The organism is Moraxella sp. CTOTU47616, assembly GCF_032017465.1.
Classification (GTDB): Bacteria; Pseudomonadota; Gammaproteobacteria; order Pseudomonadales; family Moraxellaceae; genus Faucicola; species Faucicola tetraodonis.
Map to the genome: position 1 here is coordinate 431,657 of NZ_DALZPU010000002.1, position 18,159 is coordinate 449,815.

General features: G+C 44.3%; 17 protein-coding genes. 7 read left to right on the forward strand and 10 right to left on the reverse strand.

Annotated elements, in window-relative coordinates:
- The first annotated feature begins 10 nt into the window (after positions 1 to 10).
- Complete coding sequence (locus tag RTS10_RS04050; protein WP_312539340.1) at positions 11 to 1,153, forward strand: ABC transporter substrate-binding protein; 1,143 nt, start codon at positions 11 to 13, stop codon at positions 1,151 to 1,153.
- A gap of 80 nt (positions 1,154 to 1,233) precedes the next feature.
- Here RTS10_RS04050 and gorA read toward each other — a convergent pair whose 3' ends face one another.
- The 4 genes from gorA to RTS10_RS04070 form a co-directional block, all read right to left on the reverse strand.
- Positions 1,234 to 2,604 (reverse strand): glutathione-disulfide reductase, encoded by a 1,371-nt coding sequence (gene gorA, locus RTS10_RS04055; protein ID WP_007115881.1) that lies wholly within the window; start codon positions 2,602 to 2,604, stop codon positions 1,234 to 1,236.
- 134 nt (positions 2,605 to 2,738) lie between these two features.
- On the reverse strand, positions 2,739 to 3,962 hold the full coding sequence (locus RTS10_RS04060) for a 5-methylcytosine restriction system specificity protein McrC (protein WP_312539342.1): 1,224 nt from the start codon (positions 3,960 to 3,962) through the stop codon (positions 2,739 to 2,741).
- The gene (locus tag RTS10_RS04065) at positions 3,959 to 5,251 is read right to left on the reverse strand and encodes an McrB family protein (protein WP_312539344.1); all 1,293 of its coding nucleotides are present in this window, start codon (positions 5,249 to 5,251) and stop codon (positions 3,959 to 3,961) included. Before RTS10_RS04065 ends, RTS10_RS04060 begins: the two co-directional genes overlap by 4 nt.
- Complete coding sequence (locus RTS10_RS04070; RefSeq protein WP_219332136.1) at positions 5,248 to 5,562, reverse strand: rhodanese-like domain-containing protein; 315 nt, start codon at positions 5,560 to 5,562, stop codon at positions 5,248 to 5,250. The genes RTS10_RS04065 and RTS10_RS04070 overlap by 4 nt, the downstream gene beginning before the upstream one ends.
- Positions 5,563 to 5,770: 208 nt before the next feature.
- Between RTS10_RS04070 and RTS10_RS04075 the strand changes: the two genes are divergently transcribed.
- Together RTS10_RS04075 and RTS10_RS04080 are read left to right on the forward strand one after the other, a co-directional pair.
- The gene (locus RTS10_RS04075; protein WP_409455580.1) at positions 5,771 to 7,120 is read left to right on the forward strand and encodes an MFS transporter; all 1,350 of its coding nucleotides are present in this window, start codon (positions 5,771 to 5,773) and stop codon (positions 7,118 to 7,120) included.
- A 106-nt stretch (positions 7,121 to 7,226) separates the two neighbouring features.
- The gene (locus tag RTS10_RS04080; protein WP_312539345.1) at positions 7,227 to 7,793 is read left to right on the forward strand and encodes a DNA-3-methyladenine glycosylase I; all 567 of its coding nucleotides are present in this window, start codon (positions 7,227 to 7,229) and stop codon (positions 7,791 to 7,793) included.
- A 58-nt stretch (positions 7,794 to 7,851) separates the two neighbouring features.
- Here RTS10_RS04080 and RTS10_RS04085 read toward each other — a convergent pair whose 3' ends face one another.
- Entirely contained in the window at positions 7,852 to 8,430 is a 579-nt protein-coding gene (locus RTS10_RS04085; protein WP_312539346.1) for a BLUF domain-containing protein, read from the reverse strand.
- Positions 8,431 to 8,530: 100 nt separating this feature from the next.
- On the reverse strand, positions 8,531 to 9,508 hold the full coding sequence (rarD, locus tag RTS10_RS04090; protein ID WP_312539347.1) for an EamA family transporter RarD: 978 nt from the start codon (positions 9,506 to 9,508) through the stop codon (positions 8,531 to 8,533).
- Positions 9,509 to 9,682: 174 nt separating this feature from the next.
- Here rarD and RTS10_RS04095 point away from each other — a divergent pair, with 174 nt between their 5' ends.
- Positions 9,683 to 10,150, forward strand: coding sequence for an Lrp/AsnC family transcriptional regulator (locus RTS10_RS04095; RefSeq protein ID WP_312116451.1), 468 nt, complete (start codon positions 9,683 to 9,685; stop codon positions 10,148 to 10,150).
- Between the two features lie 29 nt (positions 10,151 to 10,179).
- Here RTS10_RS04095 and RTS10_RS04100 read toward each other — a convergent pair whose 3' ends face one another.
- The 3 genes from RTS10_RS04100 to RTS10_RS04110 all read right to left on the reverse strand — a co-directional run bounded on the left by RTS10_RS04100 (position 10,180) and on the right by RTS10_RS04110 (position 12,093).
- Positions 10,180 to 10,647 (reverse strand): threonine/serine exporter family protein, encoded by a 468-nt coding sequence (locus tag RTS10_RS04100; RefSeq protein WP_203172143.1) that lies wholly within the window; start codon positions 10,645 to 10,647, stop codon positions 10,180 to 10,182.
- A 48-nt stretch (positions 10,648 to 10,695) separates the two neighbouring features.
- The gene (locus RTS10_RS04105) at positions 10,696 to 11,583 is read right to left on the reverse strand and encodes a threonine/serine exporter family protein (protein ID WP_312539348.1); all 888 of its coding nucleotides are present in this window, start codon (positions 11,581 to 11,583) and stop codon (positions 10,696 to 10,698) included.
- Between the two features lie 72 nt (positions 11,584 to 11,655).
- Positions 11,656 to 12,093 carry a GNAT family N-acetyltransferase gene (locus tag RTS10_RS04110; protein WP_312539349.1) on the reverse strand — a complete coding sequence of 146 codons (438 nt, stop codon included), beginning with the start codon at positions 12,091 to 12,093 and terminating at the stop codon, positions 11,656 to 11,658.
- A gap of 272 nt (positions 12,094 to 12,365) precedes the next feature.
- Here RTS10_RS04110 and RTS10_RS04115 point away from each other — a divergent pair, with 272 nt between their 5' ends.
- From RTS10_RS04115 to RTS10_RS04125, 3 genes are all read left to right on the forward strand, one after another.
- Positions 12,366 to 14,765, forward strand: a complete 2,400-nt coding sequence (locus tag RTS10_RS04115; RefSeq protein WP_312539350.1) for a YgiQ family radical SAM protein — start codon at positions 12,366 to 12,368, stop codon at positions 14,763 to 14,765.
- Positions 14,766 to 15,274: 509 nt separating this feature from the next.
- Complete coding sequence (locus tag RTS10_RS04120) at positions 15,275 to 15,487, forward strand: DUF2905 domain-containing protein (protein ID WP_099808321.1); 213 nt, start codon at positions 15,275 to 15,277, stop codon at positions 15,485 to 15,487.
- Positions 15,488 to 15,600: 113 nt separating this feature from the next.
- Positions 15,601 to 17,247, forward strand: a complete 1,647-nt coding sequence (locus RTS10_RS04125; RefSeq protein ID WP_312539351.1) for a vWA domain-containing protein — start codon at positions 15,601 to 15,603, stop codon at positions 17,245 to 17,247.
- Positions 17,248 to 17,319: 72 nt separating this feature from the next.
- Here RTS10_RS04125 and upp read toward each other — a convergent pair whose 3' ends face one another.
- Positions 17,320 to 17,955: a uracil phosphoribosyltransferase gene (gene upp / locus RTS10_RS04130; RefSeq protein WP_065263959.1), complete on the reverse strand. Its 636-nt coding sequence runs from the start codon at positions 17,953 to 17,955 to the stop codon at positions 17,320 to 17,322.
- Positions 17,956 to 18,159 lie beyond the last annotated feature (204 nt).

Below are 18,159 nucleotides of genomic sequence, written 5' to 3' on the forward strand. Positions count from 1 at the left end.
GGAGACTTATATGATTTCTCGGATGCTCAATAGAAGACGTTTTTTAGGGTATGGCTTGGGTGTTGGCGGTGCCGTTTTAACAGGGGGGCTGGCAAGTAATCTAACGGGTTGTCAAAAAGCGAGCGAAACCGCGACTAGCACTGCGGCGTCTGCGCCTACTACCAGTCAAGGTGGCAAGGTCGTCAATGTCTATAACTGGACAGAGTATATCTCTGACCAAGTGCTTAAAGATTTTACCGCAGAGACAGGTATCGACGTTATTTATAGCACCTTTGATTCTAACGAAGCCATGTATGCCAAGCTCAAACTGATGAATGGCAGTGGTGAGTATGATGTGGCATTTCCAGGGACGGATTTTGTCGATAAAATGCGTAAAGAAGGGATGCTTGAGCCGCTCAACCATGCCAAATTAACCAATTTTGGCAACCTCGGCAAAACCTTTATCAATGCCCCTTTTGACCCTGAAAACAAGTTTAGTATTCCCTATCTGTGGGGCTCATCAGGCATTGCAGTCAATACCAAACGCATTGCTAAAGCAAGCTTGAGCAGCTGGAATGACTTATGGAAGCCAGAGTACGAAGGGCGCGTGATGCTAATGAATGACATCCGTGACGTGTTTACCATGAGTCTATTGACCCTTGGCTATAACGGCAGCACCAAAAATCCTGAAGCCATCAAACAAGCGTATGAAAAACTCACCAAGCTGATGCCCAATGTGCGCACCTTTAACTCAGATGCACCACGCATGCCGTTTATGGAAGGGGAAACTTACTTGGGCTTGGCTTGGAACGGTGAAGTCATCATGGCGCAAGACCAAGGGATGCCAGAGCTGGACTTTGTGTATCCAAAAGAAGGCGCTATTATGTGGATGGATAACATGGTCATCCCCAAAAATGCCAAAAACAACGACAACGCCCACAAGTTTATCGATTTTATCTTGCGACCCAAATACGCTGCCATGATTAGTGAAGAAATCGGCTACGGCTCGCCCAACGAGGCGGCTAAAAAAGAAATGCCACCTGAGCTTGCCAACAATCCAATTGTGTATCCGCCAGCTGATTTGCTAAAACACGCGATGTTCCGTGAAGACGTAGGCGATGAGATAATGGCGCTGTATCAGCAATACTGGGATAGGCTCAAAGTGGATATGTAATTTTTCAATAAGCGGTCATTAAAAAACTATAAAAAAAGCGGGCTTATGATTAAGTCCGCTTTTTTACCCTAAAAATCTGCTTAGCGCATGGTGACAAACTCTTCTGAGCCAGTCGGATGAATCGCCACCGTGTCATCAAAGTCACGTTTGGTTGCGCCCATTTTGATAGCAACGGCAAAACCTTGAATCATCTCATCGACGCCAAAACCTACACCATGCAAGCCCACCACTTTTTCTTCCTCACCCACACAAATCAGCTTCATGTGACACGGCTCACGGTGCTTGGTCACTGCACTATACATCGGGGTAAAACTGGATTTATAGACTTTAACTGCATTGATGCCATAGCCTTTAACCGCCTCTTCTTCACTCAGCCCTATAGTACCAATCGGTGGATGGCTAAAAATCACGCTCGGCACTAGGTTATAGTCCAAATGCTCATTGGGTTTGTTGTTAAACAAGCGCTCAGATAATCGACGACCTGCTGCCACCGCCACTGGGGTCAATTGAATACCATGTTCGATAATATCGCCGACGGCATATATCCCTTCGACATTGGTATTTTGATAGGCATCGACTTTAACAAAGCCTTGCTCATTGACTTCAACGCCCGCTTTATCAAGATTGATGGTATCAGTTGCAGGTTCGCGACCCGTTGCCCAAATCAAACAATCCACCGTCAAGGTCTCATTGTTTGACAATTCAATGCTCAATGAGCCATCTTGGTTTTTGCGCACTTGTTGTGGCAGCAATCCATAATGAAATTCAATACCATCATCGTGCATGATATGGGTGAGCGTGGTGACAATGTCGGCATCGAAGTTTTTGAGCACCCGCTTGCTACGCACAATCAAATGGGTCTTTGAGCCCAATGCATTCATCACCCCTGCAATCTCGACACCGATATAGCCTGACCCCACAATCGCTACCCGCGGTGGCAACTCGGTCAAGTCAAAAAAACCATCCGAGTCAATACCCAACTCTGCCCCTTCAATCGCGGGGCGAACAGGTCGTCCCCCCATCGCTAGCAAAATATGGTCAGCGGTAATGGTCTCTATTGTGCCGTCATTTTTATACACCTCAACCGTATGCTTATCGGCAAATTTGGCAAAACCATGAATCACATCGACTTGGTTATTTTTCAGACCATTGTTGTACGACTGATGAATACGGGTGATATAGGCTTGGCGACTTTGTACCAATTTCGCAAAGTCAAATTGTTTAACATCCAAATCAAAGCCATAGTCAGGCGCATAATGATGGATCGCTGCTGCCATATTGGCGCCATACCACATCACTTTTTTGGGTACACAGCCCACATTGACACAAGTACCGCCTAGCTGCTTGGCTTCAATCAAGGCACATTTTTTACCATAGCTGGCAGCACGGTTGATGGATGCAATGCCCCCTGACCCACCACCAATCGCGATATAATCATAATGTTTGCTCATAATTTTTCCTGTTTTTTGGTCATTTTCAAAGTTATATGCGGTTATTTTACCAAGTTTTGGTGGCTAGAAAAGTTGTTAATTCTCACCTTTCTCATTGATAAAATAAAACGAATTAGCTTTTTTTTTGAATAATTTTAATGAAAAAGGTTTAAACACCCTTGCGTCACTTCAAAAGGCATCAGATAAAATCGGGTTTTTTTGGGTTGGCAAAATTCAATCTGCTGTGCCATTAACTGTGTGCTTAGTGTTGGGACAATCAGCCAAGCTTCATCGGCATCAAACTCACTGGCGTAGGTAAGTAGTTGGTACATATCAGCCAAGCTTATGTCGTTGAAAGTAGCAGTTTTTTTCCATTTTACATCGGCAATAATGAGTTTGTCGGGAGACTTTAGCCAAATATCGGGTTTGATGGTTAACCCTTGCTGCACGGTCAATGGCTGTCTTTTTTGCTCAACTAGCTCAAAATTCTGCCCTACAAATTGTTCATGGATTTTCCTGCCCACCCATTTTTCAAAGGCAAATGGCATATTCACCAGCCAAGTTGGGGTCAAAAACTGCCCTTGGTTACTGGCTTGTTGTAGCGTCAGCAGCGCATAACAAAAGCTGATAAAAGTATAATTACGCTGGGCAAGCAGACTGGGCAACGCGGTCAACTCTTGCAGCGCTTGAGAAAATAAGATGTCGTATAAGTCTTTGGCAACGGTACCCACTACCTGCCACTGAGGCGGTAATGGGAAAGCCATGCTGCCAATCACCCGCTCGATGGTGGTTTTTACCAAGCGATTGCCCGCGGTATCCATCGCAAAATTTTCAGTCTGATGATAAAACTTATGCGGCTGGTGGAAGTTATGCTGCAATTGCTCTTTGACCAGTAATTTACCCTGCAGATAGGGCTGATTTTGCTCAAATTGCTGATATTGCTGATTGGGCACATACTGGGCAAATCCCTGCCAAAAATACGCTTGTAGCCACTCGCTAAGCGATAGTGAATGATTGCTGGGTGGAGGATTGGGGGCTGGAGGATTGATGAGTAGTTGATTGGCTAGATTGGGTAACGACTTGGGCAATAAGGCTTGCCACACCGCTGTCAGCATCTGTTGCACCCATTGACGGGTTTGGGCAACTTCATCGGCATGGGTAATTTGGCTTTGTGCAAGTTTTGGCAAAATCTCAATTTGCCCACCACTGGGCAACCCAATCACACCGATATAGTGGCGCACTTTGAGTTGCCACTGCTGCTGTTTACGCTCAATGCGAAACACGTCAAAATTTTGCTCAATAAGCCAGTCAAAATCCTGCCCATCATCAAAATCTGCCGCGGTCAGGCAACTATGTTCAAACGTGATGATGGCTTTCATTGGGTGCTTTGATAGATTGCAAGATAGCTATTTGGGTCATCAAGCGCCTGGGTATTGATGTCAAAACCCGCTTGCTGCGCCATAAATCCAGTTGCTTTTTTGTTATCAATCAGCCTGATAAAGCGTTGCCCAAAGACTGCTTGCAAGATTTGTCCATGGTGCTGGCAGGATTGCGCCACTTGCGGGATGATGGATTGGCTAAACGCAGCGCTTAACGCTTGCAGCGAATCAATACCCCACAAAAAACTATGCCCTAACTGGCTGTCTTTTGCCAAATTCTGCGAGATTCTTTCATTGAGTGCAGTCAACAATTTGGCTAAATCAATCTCAATCCCATTTGCCATGACTTTACCCAATAACTGTGGCTGTGGTCGACATTCAATAAATTCAAAACGGCGGCGAAATGCCATATCGAGCGGCGCCAATGAATGATCTTGGCTGTTCATGGTGGCGTAGATATCGACATTGCTAGGCACACTAAACGGCTGACGCGAATACGCCAAATTTACCGACAGGCTATCTGTCTGTCCTGCGCGTTTACTCGGTTCAATCAAACTCATCAATTCCCCAAACACGCGGGCGACATTGGCGCGGTTGATTTCATCAATCAACATGGCATAACGGTGACTAGGGTCATGTTTGGCTTGTTGACACAGTCTAAGAAAAGCCCCTGACTCAACGCGATAGCTCATCTGCCCATTGTCCGCGATGTGGGGACGAATCCCTTCGACAAATTCTTCATACCCATACGCTTGATGAAAACTGACAAAACTAAAGCGTTCTAGCTTTGGCTGTAAATAGTTGGGCTGAAACTGGCTGTGAATCGCCACTTGGTAATCATCAAGCTTGTTTTGCAAGTCTGCTAATAACGGCAAACTGTCTGCTAATAAAAACCAATTACTGCTATCGTCTTTATCAAAATACGATTGGCTAGCCCTTCGATGATATTTGACACGGACTGAGTTCTTATCACTGTACATCATCAATGTGCCCCAAGCCGTTTGATTCAAATTTTCTTTACGGTCATTTAATTGCGCCTTCATCCTAAAAAATTGATGATCGATTATTTCTGGCACTTTAAGCAGTTTTCTACCTTGTTGATAATTATTTAGGAATATCAAACAAATTACATCTCGCCAGCTTAGTGGCTTAAGCAAAGCTCTTAGCAATTCATCCGCATTGGCTACTGGCAATATCTCGGTATATTGTTTGGCGATTTGTTGCAGTCGGTAGGTCTTGCCTGTCCCTGCTACGCCCGTATAGATAATATTTTTTGCTGGCTCACTCATGACAGATTATCACTCACGATGGTCATACCTGCCGCTTTTGCTGCACGCGTACCACCCGTCAAATGGACGATATCCCGATGTGGGTCAATCTCATTGAGCAAAGCGACAGCTTTGGCGGCTTTGCTGCCACCACCGCATAGCACATAGACAGTGCCATCTGTGGTTGCCAATAACTCTGCCGTCAGCGTATCCAAGGGTTGGTTTTTGGCACACTCAATATGTCCTTGCGCAAATGCTTGACTATCCCGCACATCCCAAACGGTATCGTTTGCCGTGGCAGAAAATTCGGTAATGGCTAGTTCACGAATCATGATTACCTCTTAATTTTTAATGTGTATTTTGTGATGGCTTATTATGGATAAGCTGACGAAATTTATCAAATCAGCGATTAATAACCAAATTTTTGCATCACCTTAACTATTTTTATCAAGTTTTTGGCAAATTATGATTTATAATTCATTCCAATATTTTATGCATCTTAATTTTAACTTAAACTTTTATTATCTAAGGAGGGATGACATCATGACGACGGCTTCAACCGCGCCCCCTGATCATCAGCATATCGCGCTACGCAATGACCCAAAAAAGGTCGCCGTGGCATCTATGATTGGTACGGCTATTGAGTTTTATGATTATTACATTTATGCCGCCGCGGCGGTATTGATTTTCAATACCCAGTTTTTTGATAAAACCGATGAAAAAGCGGCGATGCTTTACTCGCTTTCGACGTTGGCATTGGCATTTATTGCCCGCCCTTTCGGTTCAGCATTATTTGGTCACTTTGGTGATAAACTCGGTCGTAAAAAAACCTTGGTGGCCTCTCTGCTCACGATGGGTTTATCAACCGTAGCGATTGGTTTGCTACCGACTTATGCCCAAGTAGGCGTCATTGCCCCATTATTGTTATGTTTACTTCGTGTGGGTCAAGGGATTGGGCTTGGCGGTGAATGGGGCGGTGCTGCCTTGGTCGCCACCGAAAATGCGCCAGAAGGCAAACGTGCTTGGTATGGTACTTTCCCGCAGTTAGGCGCGCCGATTGGGTTATTTTTAGCCAACTTAGTGTTCTTTTTACTCAGTTATTTTTTAGGAAAAGATGCCTTGGTCGAGTGGGCATGGCGCATCCCGTTTCTTATTTCAATCGTGCTTGTGGGTGTGGGTCTTTGGGTACGTTTAAGCCTGCATGAAAGCCATGTATTCCTTACCGCTGAAGCCGAAGGCAAAAAAGTTAATGCCCCTGTGTCAAAAGTCATTACCCAATATTGGCGTCCGATTATGCAAGGCACATTCTTGATGGCGATGACTTATGTGATTTTTTATATCATGACTGCCTTCGTACAAGCCTATTCAAAAAGCCCGGCAAAATTATCTTCTTTTGGCTTCCCAACAGGGTTAGGTATTGCCCCAAATACCTTTACTGGCTTTTTATTGGTGGCTGCGATTGTGTTTGGTCTTTTTACCAGTATCTCTGGGATTGGCGCGGACAAAATCGGTCGTAAAAAATGGCTGATTGGCGTGACTATATTATGTATGGTGTTTGCCTGCTTTATGCCAGCACTGCTCAGCAATGGTACACCAACCACGGTATTTATTTTCCTCATTTTGGGCATGGCATGTATGGGTATGTCATTTGGTCCAATGGCAGCGCTATTACCAGAGCTGTTCCCCACCGAAGTACGGTATTCAGGTGCGTCCCTAGCTTACAATCTAGCGGCGATTGTGGGTGCATCGATTCCTGCGATTTATGCCATCAAAATCAATGAGCAATATGGCATGAAAGGTGTGGCTATATATATTGTTATCAACGGTTTGATTTCTCTCATTGCCTTATTCTCAATTAAAGAAACCAAAAATATCGATTTGATGGATTAAAAGAAAAGATAGACTAAAAACTGATACCTCAAAAACGCTGGCAAATGCTGGCGTTTTTTTTGCCCAAGGCGGTTATAATAAACCTTTCAATACCGTGAGACATAGGATGAAAGCCTATAACCGCTGTGAATGGTGCGGCACTGACCCACTTTATCAAGCTTACCACGACAATGAATGGGGAAAGCCCAGTTATGACGACCGTCATCTATTTGCCATGTTATGTTTAGAAGGTATGCAAGCGGGACTCAGCTGGATTACCATACTCAAAAAACGCGAGCGTTATTACCAAGTATTTGCTGATTTTGACCCTGCAATTATCGCACAGTTTGATGATGCCAAGGTGGATAGTCTCATGACCGATGCGGGCATTATTCGCCACCGCGGTAAAATCAAAGCCATCATCAACAATGCCAAATGCTATCTAAAAATCACCCAAACGCAAGCTTTTAGCGATTATCTTTGGGCACTGTCGCCCAGCGGCTTGGCAAAAATACCGCAGGATAACCACCCAAAAATATTTGCTGATATCCCCACCAATACTGAATATTCAGATAACATGTCAAAACAGCTTAAAAAAGACGGGTTTAAATTTGTGGGCTCGACGATTTGCTATGCGTTTATGCAAGCAGTCGGCATGGTGAATGACCATGTAGCGGCGTGTGATTTTCGATAAGCGGGTTCAATAGTCAACAGCGGATAACATATTTCTCGATGCTACAGATTTCTCGGTGCTACAGACCCCAAAATAGGCTAAAACTAATCAAAATTAATACCAGTAAAATGCTTTGAACCAATAAAAAATGCTGATGCACTTTGAGCAATCCGCGCAGACTGATGCCATAATGACTGACATTTTTGAGAGAATAGCTTTGAAAATCCACCAAGCTACGGCGATGATATTGTGACCGCATGACGTCAACAAACTTATCAGCCGCTGCCGCTTTTGACCCAGCTGACAATACAGGTAAAAATGTATTGATAACATCTTCATGCGTTTCTGGGTTATTGATATTGACCATCAACATTTGCCAATCTTGAAACAGCCGTTGTTCGATCATCCCTTTAGACTTGAGCGTGACATCGCGGTTGCGCCCATCACGCTGAATGTTACCAAATAATTGCTCAATCGCTGATTTTTCGCCTTCAATGTACTGAAAAAAATAGCCATTACCAAAGCACAAAAAACCGGTAATTTGATGGGCAAGGTTCTCACGCTGTGCCACCGTCATGATATCAGACAGCGTTCTAGGGGTTACGCCAGCTTTCAACGTCATACGGCTCACATAAGTTAGATAATGAATTTGCCCCAAGCAGCACCTCAGTCTTTATGGTTTTACAATTTTTGTTCAGCGCAATTTTAACAATTTATTACATACTAATCCATCCATTAAATCAAGAATATTAGCTTACCTAGTCACAAATAGCGGTTGAGTGGTTATTTTTGGACGCTCGCATTGCATTTACGATCATCAGCAACACCCCTACCCAAATTAAAGCAAAACTGGCAATCATGGTACCATTGACAGCTTCATGCAGCACAAAAATGGACAATAAAAACATCAGCGCAGGTTCAAGATAACTGAGCATACCAAAGGTGTTCATCGGCAACACCTGACTGGCTTTGAGATTGGTCTGCATGGCAAGCGCACTAATCATACCCAGTCCAATCAATAGCAGCCCCATTGTCATTGACCCTGTTACTATCGATATACTGCTGTTTTGCCATAATAAAAAACCTAGGGCAATCGGTGCAATCACTGACAAATCAACGAACAGCCCCATCAGTGCCGGCACCCCTTGCCAGCGGCGCAGTCCATAATAAATCGGATACGTCAAACACACCCATGCAGTGACCCACGATACACTCCCCGCGAGCCAAAATTGCAATCCTACCCCTGCCGACGCAGCGATAATCGCCGCCCACTGCAATCGATTTAAGATTTCTTTAAACACCACACAGCCCATCAGTACCATCATCAAGGGAAGCAAAAAATACCCCATTGCGGTATTGACCGCCTGTCCATTGATAGGCGCCCACATAAACAGCCACAGCTGACTTGCCAAAATCGGTGTCGGCAACAGCAATAAAACCCATTGTTGTTTGTTTAATCCCATCAAAAATGCTTTGAGTTGCCCAAAACTTTGCGTCACGGCCAACAACCCCACCAACCCAAACCACATCGCCACCATGCGCCACAAAAAAACTTGCGTGCCTGACAACGGCGCAAGCCAGTGACTATACAGATACAGCACGCCAAACAACACATTAGAAATCAATGCCAACACCACCCCAAAACGTAACTTTTTGGCAGCGGTAGCGGGCTGAGAAGTTGTTGCGTTGGGGGGAGCAACGATAGACGATGGTGATAAAGCGCTGGAGACTGACATAATTGACCTTGTTATATTTTTGCTTTTGCGGTTAAATTGCCAAGCAGTATAACAATTATCTTTGGTAAATTATTTCAAAATATCATTATTTATGATAAATTAATATTAATATAAGATAAATTTGCTATATTTTTCTCAATTTGTCTTATTGTATATTTTTAGAAGGACATGGCTATGATTCATGAAATCGATGATATCGATAAACGTATTTTAAACTTGTTGCAAGAAGATGCGACGCTACCACTCAAGAACATCGCCGAAAAAGTGCATGCATCGGTAGCGACCTGTCAGCGCCGTATCCAAATGATGACAGAGACTGGGGTGATTACTCGCCAAGTGGTGATTGTCAATCCCACCGAATTGGGCTTTGATTTAAGCGCGTTTGTGCTGATTGAAATGGAAAAACAAAATACCGCGCTGCAGCATGGCTTTGAGCGCTTGATGAGCCGATTGCCCAACGTCATGAGTTGTTATGAAATCTCAGGAGATTATGACTTTTTGCTATTGGTACATGCCAAAAATATGGCGGAATATCACCGTTTTACCCAAGATAATTTAACTTATGAAAACAATGTGCGACGCTTTAAAAGTCAATTTGTGATGAATTTTTCCAAGGTAGGCACTAAAATCCAGTTAGATTAGTTAGATTACTGCGCCATCAGACAATGGGCTCAAACAATGGGCTTGGTGCGATACCAAAATGACGTTGGCAACGAAATGCCAAACACCAACGCAGCGGTCACAAATATCGCATTGAAGCTAAAATCCATCATTTGGGTAAATACTTGTGGATTGTAGCCATAGTAGCCTAGCTGTACAAAGCTAATCATAGCTTTGTACGCGGTAATCCCCGGCATCATACACAGCATGGCAGGCACCAAAATCATCTTTGGGGTGAGTAAATATTTTTTTGCCAAATAAATTGCCACAAAGGATGAAATACCCGCTGCCACAAATGTCGCTATTATCAAATTGACTGACAGTTGTTTTAAGAGTTCTCTAAGTCCGTAACCCAGCACGGTCAACAATAAGCATTGCCAAATATAGCGGCGTGGCACATTGACAAGCAGTGTCCAGCCAAGCGTCATCAAGCAAGCAAAAATTGCTGCGCGTATCAAGGCAATCGCATCAATCGCCATTTTTCACCCTACCCAATATTGGCAATAAAATTTTATCAAACGCTTTCATCAACCCACGCCCCAATGACTGATATTTAGTAATAGCAATGACAGCACGATGCCGATACAGCTTGACAGTGTCAAGATAATCACAAACATAAAGCGCCCGATACCGATGTTCATATAACCCTTGAGCATATCTGATAATGAATTTATCAAAGGAAAACTGGGAACCAACCAAAGCACACTTGATGCCATGGCAATATGCGGGTCGTTACCAATCCCCAATAACAGCGCGGTACTGGCGAAGATGGAGCCAAAACACGCCGCTATGAGCGCGGATATAAAGGGATTAAAGTTGCGGTTACTCAGCCATAGCCGCAGCGAATACCCCATCATACTGGCAATAAAAGTCACCAAACACACCAGTATATCGCCCCCTGCCAAATACGCAAAGCAGGCACACGCCACACCGACCATCGGCGCGACCATCTTGGCAGGATAAGTGCCGCGATCAATCTCATCAAATCGATAAGTCGCATGCTCTAGGGTACTCGTCACCGGCATACTTTCCAAATCCAGTACAATTCGCTGAATTTGTACAATAATATTGACATTGATGGCATGGGTGGTTGACGCGCGCAGGGTGGTAATGCAGCGGTTATTATAAATTGTGGTGATGGTCAAGCCATTGTAGGCAATCCCACACTCCACGCTAGCCAACCCCAACGCTAACCCCAATCGGCGGCACAAATCTGTTACCGTTGCCGACTCTGCCCCATATTGCATGAGTAGCAGCCCACAGCGCACACACAGACGGGTGATTTGCTGCTGGTGTTCATACGCCATATACGGCAACCGCCGTCTAGGCTTCGGCTCTGTCGGGGGCGAAAGCTTAGTAGGCTCAGGTGTTAGCGGATCAAGCGCTTCTAGGGCATCAGCAAAGGTATCACTCATAAGGCGCTGCAAAAAAGTCAAGAAAGCTATAGTTTACCACCAAAGTTTTGGGGCAGTTATAAAAAATCTTATTTATAAAGTATGCCGATACTGCACAAAATCCGTCTTTTTAGCGATATGGTCGTACAGACGGCGAGCGGAAACGTTGCCTTCTTGAGTGACCCAATAGACGCGATTACAGTTTTTATCTTCAGCAAATTGATAGATATATTTGATCAGCATTCTTCCCACACCTTTACCACGCCCATTTTCTTTGACGAACAAATCCTCAAGATAGCAACAGTCTGTGGTATTCCATGTATTAGGATGCAATACAACATGTACAAAGCCGATAAGCTTATCATCCACAAATGCCCCGAAACCAAAAATGGGTGATGTTTCGTCAATGATTTTTTGCCAAGTATTTTCCGTAGTCGCTTGGGGTAGATCTGTTTGATAAAATTCTAAATAGCCCTGCCACAAGGCTTGCCAGTTAGTTTTATCCTGTGCAGTTAGTGGTAAGATTTGCATTATCAATTATCCTTATATTTAGCTGTTGCCAACAAAAAAAGTACTACCAATAAAATTATCGCCTAAAGTCATCGTGATTAAATAGTTTATGGTAAGTAAAAAATTTTCAACGCTTATTATAATGTAATTACTTGCAAAAAATTTTGTCTAATAGCCAATAAAATTCCGACTAATTTAATCAGGTTTTTTTGTTATTTCGCCCTATAAACCCCCATCGCAAAATTGATTCATGATAAAATGAGCCATATTCATTTTATTTAATATCCAAGCCTATGTCCGCCGAAACTATTGCTAACAAAGCCTTTAAACAAGGTACCAAAGCCCTATTTGACTATGACAAACACTGGGCAAGCTGCTTTGAGCCTGCGCCATTTTTGCCGATGAGCCGAGCCGAAATGGATGCCCTTGGTTGGGATGCCTGTGATGTCATTATCGTCTCAGGCGATGCCTACGTGGATCACCCAAGCTTTGGTATGGCAATCATCGGCAGACTGTTAGAGTCGCAAGGCTTTCGCGTCGGTATCATCGCCCAGCCTGACTGGACGAGCAAAGACGCTTTTATGACACTTGGCAAACCGACCATCGCGTGGGGCGTCACCGCAGGCAACATGGACAGCATGATTAACCGCTACACCGCCGATAGACGCATTCGCAGTGACGATGCCTACTCGCCAGACAATGCCCCCGACAAACGCCCCGACCGTGCTGCTGTGGTATATAGCCAGCGCTGCCGTGAAGCCTATCCCGATGTGCCCATTATTTTGGGCGGGATTGAAGGCTCGCTGCGCCGTATCGCCCATTATGATTATTGGTCAGATAAAGTGCGCCGTAGCATTTTGATGGATAGCCGCGCTGATATTTTGCTGTATGGCAATGCCGAGCGCGCGATTGTCGATGTTGTACATGCACTTGCCAAAGGTTACCGTTTTGAAGACCTTGCCAAAGTGCGTGGCACCGCGTATCTGTCTACACAAACCAAAAAACACTGGCAACGCGATATGATAGAAATCGCCAGTAACGACGTCGACACCGTTGGGCGTGTTGACCCGATTATCAACCCGTATGTGATGATGGAAGATGTGGGCGACTGTCACATCGAACAAGAAAAAACCCTTGAGAGTCAATATAAAGGGTTTGTGGCAGATAAAGTCGAGCACAAAGTGCTCAATGCTGATAAGGTCGCTGAAAGCCAAGACATCCAAGTGGTCAACCTCAAAGACCCCAATAAAAACGCCTTAAAACACAAACGCCCGTTGCCGCCCCGTGACAAAACCGTGATTCGCTTGCCCGACTTTGAGCAAGTCAAATCCGACCCCGTACTTTACGCCCATGCCAACCGTATTTTGCACCTAGAAACCAATCCGCATAACGCCCGCGCCTTGGTGCAGCAACATGGCGACATTGATGTATGGCTCAATCCGCCGCCCATTCCACTTACCATGGAAGAGATGGATTATATCTTTGATTTGCCGTATGCGCGTTTGCCCCATCCCAGCTACGGCAACGCAAGAATTCCTGCCTACGACATGATTAAATTATCAGTCAATATCATGCGCGGCTGTTTTGGCGGCTGTACCTTCTGCTCGATTACCGAACATGAAGGACGGATTATCCAAAACCGTTCAGAAGAGTCTATCTTGGGCGAAATCAAAAAAATCCGCGACACCGAGCCGTCATTTACCGGGGTAATTTCTGACCTTGGTGGACCGACTGCCAACATGTACCGTTTGCATTGTAAAGACGATGCCATTGAAAAAAACTGCCGCAAACCGTCCTGCGTGTATCCTGATATCTGCGACAACTTACTCACCGACCACAGTCCTCTCACCCAACTGTACCGTAAAGCTCGTGACATCAAAGGGGTGAAAAAAATCCTGATTGCGTCAGGCTTGCGCTATGATTTGGCGGTCAAAGACCCCGAATATGTCAAAGAATTGGTCACCCACCATGTCGGCGGTTATCTCAAAATCGCCCCTGAACATTCCGAAACCAATGTACTCTCTAAAATGATGAAACCGGGTATGGGGACGTACGATACTTTCAAGCAGATGTTTGACAAATACAGCCGTGAAGCAGGTAAAGAGCAATATTTGATTCCGTATTTTATTGCCGCCCACCCTGGCACCACCGACACCGACATGATGAACTTGGCAATTTGGCTCAAGCGCAATGGCTTTCGTGCCGACCAAGTGCAAGCCTTTTACCCAAGCCCAATGGCAACTGCGACTACCATGTACCATACTGCCAAAGACCCGCTGCATAAAGTCACCCGTGACAGCGAAGGTGTGGAAATCGTCAAATCGGGCAAACAGCGTAAACTACACAAAGCGTATCTACGCTATCACGACCCTAAAAATTGGGCACTGCTGCGTCAATCGCTCAAAGAATTGGGGCGTGAGGATTTGATTGGGCATGGCAGTCAGTGTTTAATTCCGCCTTATAACCCAAAATTGGAAGGCGAAGACATTTACCAATCGGCAAGAAAGAAAAACAGCTCAGCAGGTGGCGATTCTGTTAAGCGTAATGGTAAAGCGGATAACTCCAATTCAAATAATGGGCAAAGTAAATCGGAAAAAAAACCCACGCCCACGAGCTTTGGTAAAAAACCGAATCCGAAAAAGAGTAATTTCCAAACGCAACATACAGGCTTACCGCCGCGGAAAACTAAATAGTTTATGTTATTCAAGGCTTGTAGAGTATTTCTACAAGCCGCCTCATTTATTTTTAAATAATTTCAATTTTAATGCCATGTCTGAAGATTGATAGCAATTTTATGTCTTTTGCATGATTAAAAAAAGAGTGTTTAGCACCTTTAACTTGGTTTAGACTTTGATGATTTCTAAAATCTCCCAATTTGATTTTGGTGTTTTCTTCGAATACTGTAATCGTTAAATGCAAAATAATTAGCTAGAAATAACCTATAGTCTGAATGGATTAAACCATTCCCATGACTGATGGCTGCGTTATTTCACCTTCTGTCTAAAACTCCAATGTATTGCTCCGAATAAAGACTCGAAGCCTCAAACATTATGTGATAGCATTTCTTTTTGATAAAATATTCTCAATAAAATTTAAATTTTTATTTTTACATCAAGCTTACATCTTAACAACTAAACACAGCACTAAAAACGTTAAAAAATCACTAAAATACAAACCATTATAAAAATAAAAGGCTTTCAATATGGCAAAAATTTTTATTGGGATAGGGATTTTATTTCTCATCATTGGCTTAATTTATCTGTTTTTTCCCAATGCCTTTAACTGGTTTGGTCGTATGCCGGGGGACGTTAATTATCGCTCCGAAGGCGGTGGCTTCAGCTTTCACTTCCCCATCGTCACCATGATTATTGTGAGTATCATTCTCACTATTATTCTTAACCTATTTAACCGCTAACAGCGCGCTAAGTACCGCTATATTGAGAAGGTTTTTATCACAAAAACTGCCTTTTTTATCAAAAAATGTCGTAAACTGTAATTACGCCAGTCAAGATTGAAAAGGAGTTAGTCATGCAGCGCGACATTTTTAAGCCAACACTACTGAGCCTCGTAATCGCCCAAAGCTTATTGACGGCTTGTAGCCCCTCGCCGTCAAATAGCCGTGATACGAGCCCTGCCACACCTGTTATTGCCTCACCAACGCCCATGGTTGCTGCGCCTGCCATGATGATGGAAGCGGCAGCAATGAGCAAGATGGCACGCTACTCGCCTATCATGCCGATGCCGATACCACAGGATAATAGCGAAAAATATCAGCACCTTGCAGTCAACCCCATTCACCAAACCGCAACTGATGCCGTTGCCACCTTTAGTATCGATACTGACACCGGCAGCTACGCCAATGTGCGCCGTTTTCTAAACGACGGACAATTACCGCCCACTGACGCGGTGCGTATTGAAGAGCTTATCAACTATTTTAACTATGACTTTTCACAAGCCAAGCGCCTTGCCAACGCCCCTTTTTTGGTAAGTACCGAAACGGTTACCGCACCGTGGCGTGCTACCAATCGTATCATCAAAGTGGCTATCAAAGCGGATGACCCTACCATCACCAAACAAAGCGTCTTACCGCCTGCCAACTTGGTATTTTTGGTGGATGTGTCAGGCTCGATGTCAGACAACGATAAATTACCACTAGTCAAATCTTCGCTAAAAATGCTCACCAAGCAATTGAGGGCGCAAGATACCATTAGTATCGTGACCTATGCAGGTCGTACCCAAGTGACGCTTCCTGCCACTAAAGGCAGTGATACCGACAAAATATTAGCCGCGATTGATAGCCTAGCTGCCAGTGGCTCGACCAATGGCGAAGCAGCGATAAAGTTGGCTTATCAACAAGCAAAAATCCACTATAAAAAAGACGGCATCAACCGCATTTTGATGATGACCGATGGGGATTTTAATGTCGGCGTATCGGACGTCGATGAAATGCTAGATATTATCCGCCGTGAGCGTGATAGCGGCGTATCACTTTCCACATTTGGCTTTGGTGAAGGCAATTTAAACGACCATATGATGGAACAAGTCGCGGATAACGGCAACGGTAACTATAGCTACATCAACAGCCTGTCTGAGGCCAAAAAAGCCTTGGTAGACGAAATGTCAGCAACCTTTAATACCGTAGCAAAAGACGTCAAAGTCCAAGTGGAATTCAATCCCCAGACGGTTAAAGAATGGCGGTTGATTGGTTATGAAAATCGTGTCCTTGCAAAAGAAGATTTTAACAACGATAAAGTAGACGCAGGTGAGCTAGGTGCAGGCAAATCCGTGGTTGCGCTGTTTGAAGTTACCCCTGTGGGGCAGCAAGGTTGGCTAGACGATAGCCGCTACCAAGCTTACCCTATCAGTCACACCAGCAAAAATACTGAGCTGGGATTTTTAAAACTTCGCTATAAAGCCCCAAATAGCAACACATCAACGCTTTTGACACTGCCCATTACCAATACTACCCAACAGCCGAGCAGCGAACTGGCATTTGCGCTAAGTGTGGCAGGTTTTGGTGAAACCCTCAAGCAAAGCAAATACCTCGGTAATTGGCAACTAAACGATAGCAAGCGACTCGCCCAAGCCAATATCGGCAACGACCCACAAGGTATTCGCCGCGAATTTATCAAGCTTATCGACTTAGCCGATAGCTTACAACCGACCAAAAAATAGTCACTATACAAGTGTCAATAAAAAAGCTAGATAAATCATCTAGCTTTTCTCCTACTTTTACTGTTTTGCCCATCAGTGCTGTTTTGTGCCAAAAATTTTATCCCCTGCATCCCCAAGACCTGGGATAATATACCCTTGTTCATTGAGATGACTATCGAGTGCTGCGGTAAAAATCTTCACATCAGGATGGGCATCATTCACCGCTTTCACCCCTTCAGGCGTTGCCACTAATACTAAGGCTTTAATATTTTTACAACCGTGTTTTTTCATCATATCAATCGTTGCTACCATACTACCACCCGTGGCAAGCATAGGATCTAAAATCAACGCAGGACGCTCATTAATATCTTTCACCAACTTTTCAAAAAAAGGCACAGGCTCAAGGGTATCCTCATCACGTTGCAGTCCAACCATCGAGATTTTTGCCGTGGGAATAAGGTCTAAAACCCCATCAAGCATTCCCAAACCCGCGCGCAAGATAGGTACGACAGTGACGGTCTTACCTTTGATTTGAATGCCTTCTATTTGGTTGCCTTCCCAGCCCTGAATGCTGATTGTTTCTATGGGAAAATCACGGCTTGCTTCATACGCCATCAAACGGGCAAGCTCTTTGGTTAAGGTGCGAAATTTATAAGTGCTACTATCTGCCTCGCGCATCAATGATAATTTATGCTTAACTAAGGGATGGTCAATAACGGTAATTTGCATGGTAACACTCACTTTAAATTTCACACCAAAAATTTTCGCCTATTTTACCCAAAGTCTGCGATAAAAACATTAATTTTCTATTCTGAGTTTTTCTCTGAGTCTTTCAGGGATGCAAAAAAAACACCCCCTTACAAGAGTAAGGGGGGTGTTTTGGAATAGGGAGCTGACGATGACCTACTCTCACATGGGCGAACCACACTACCA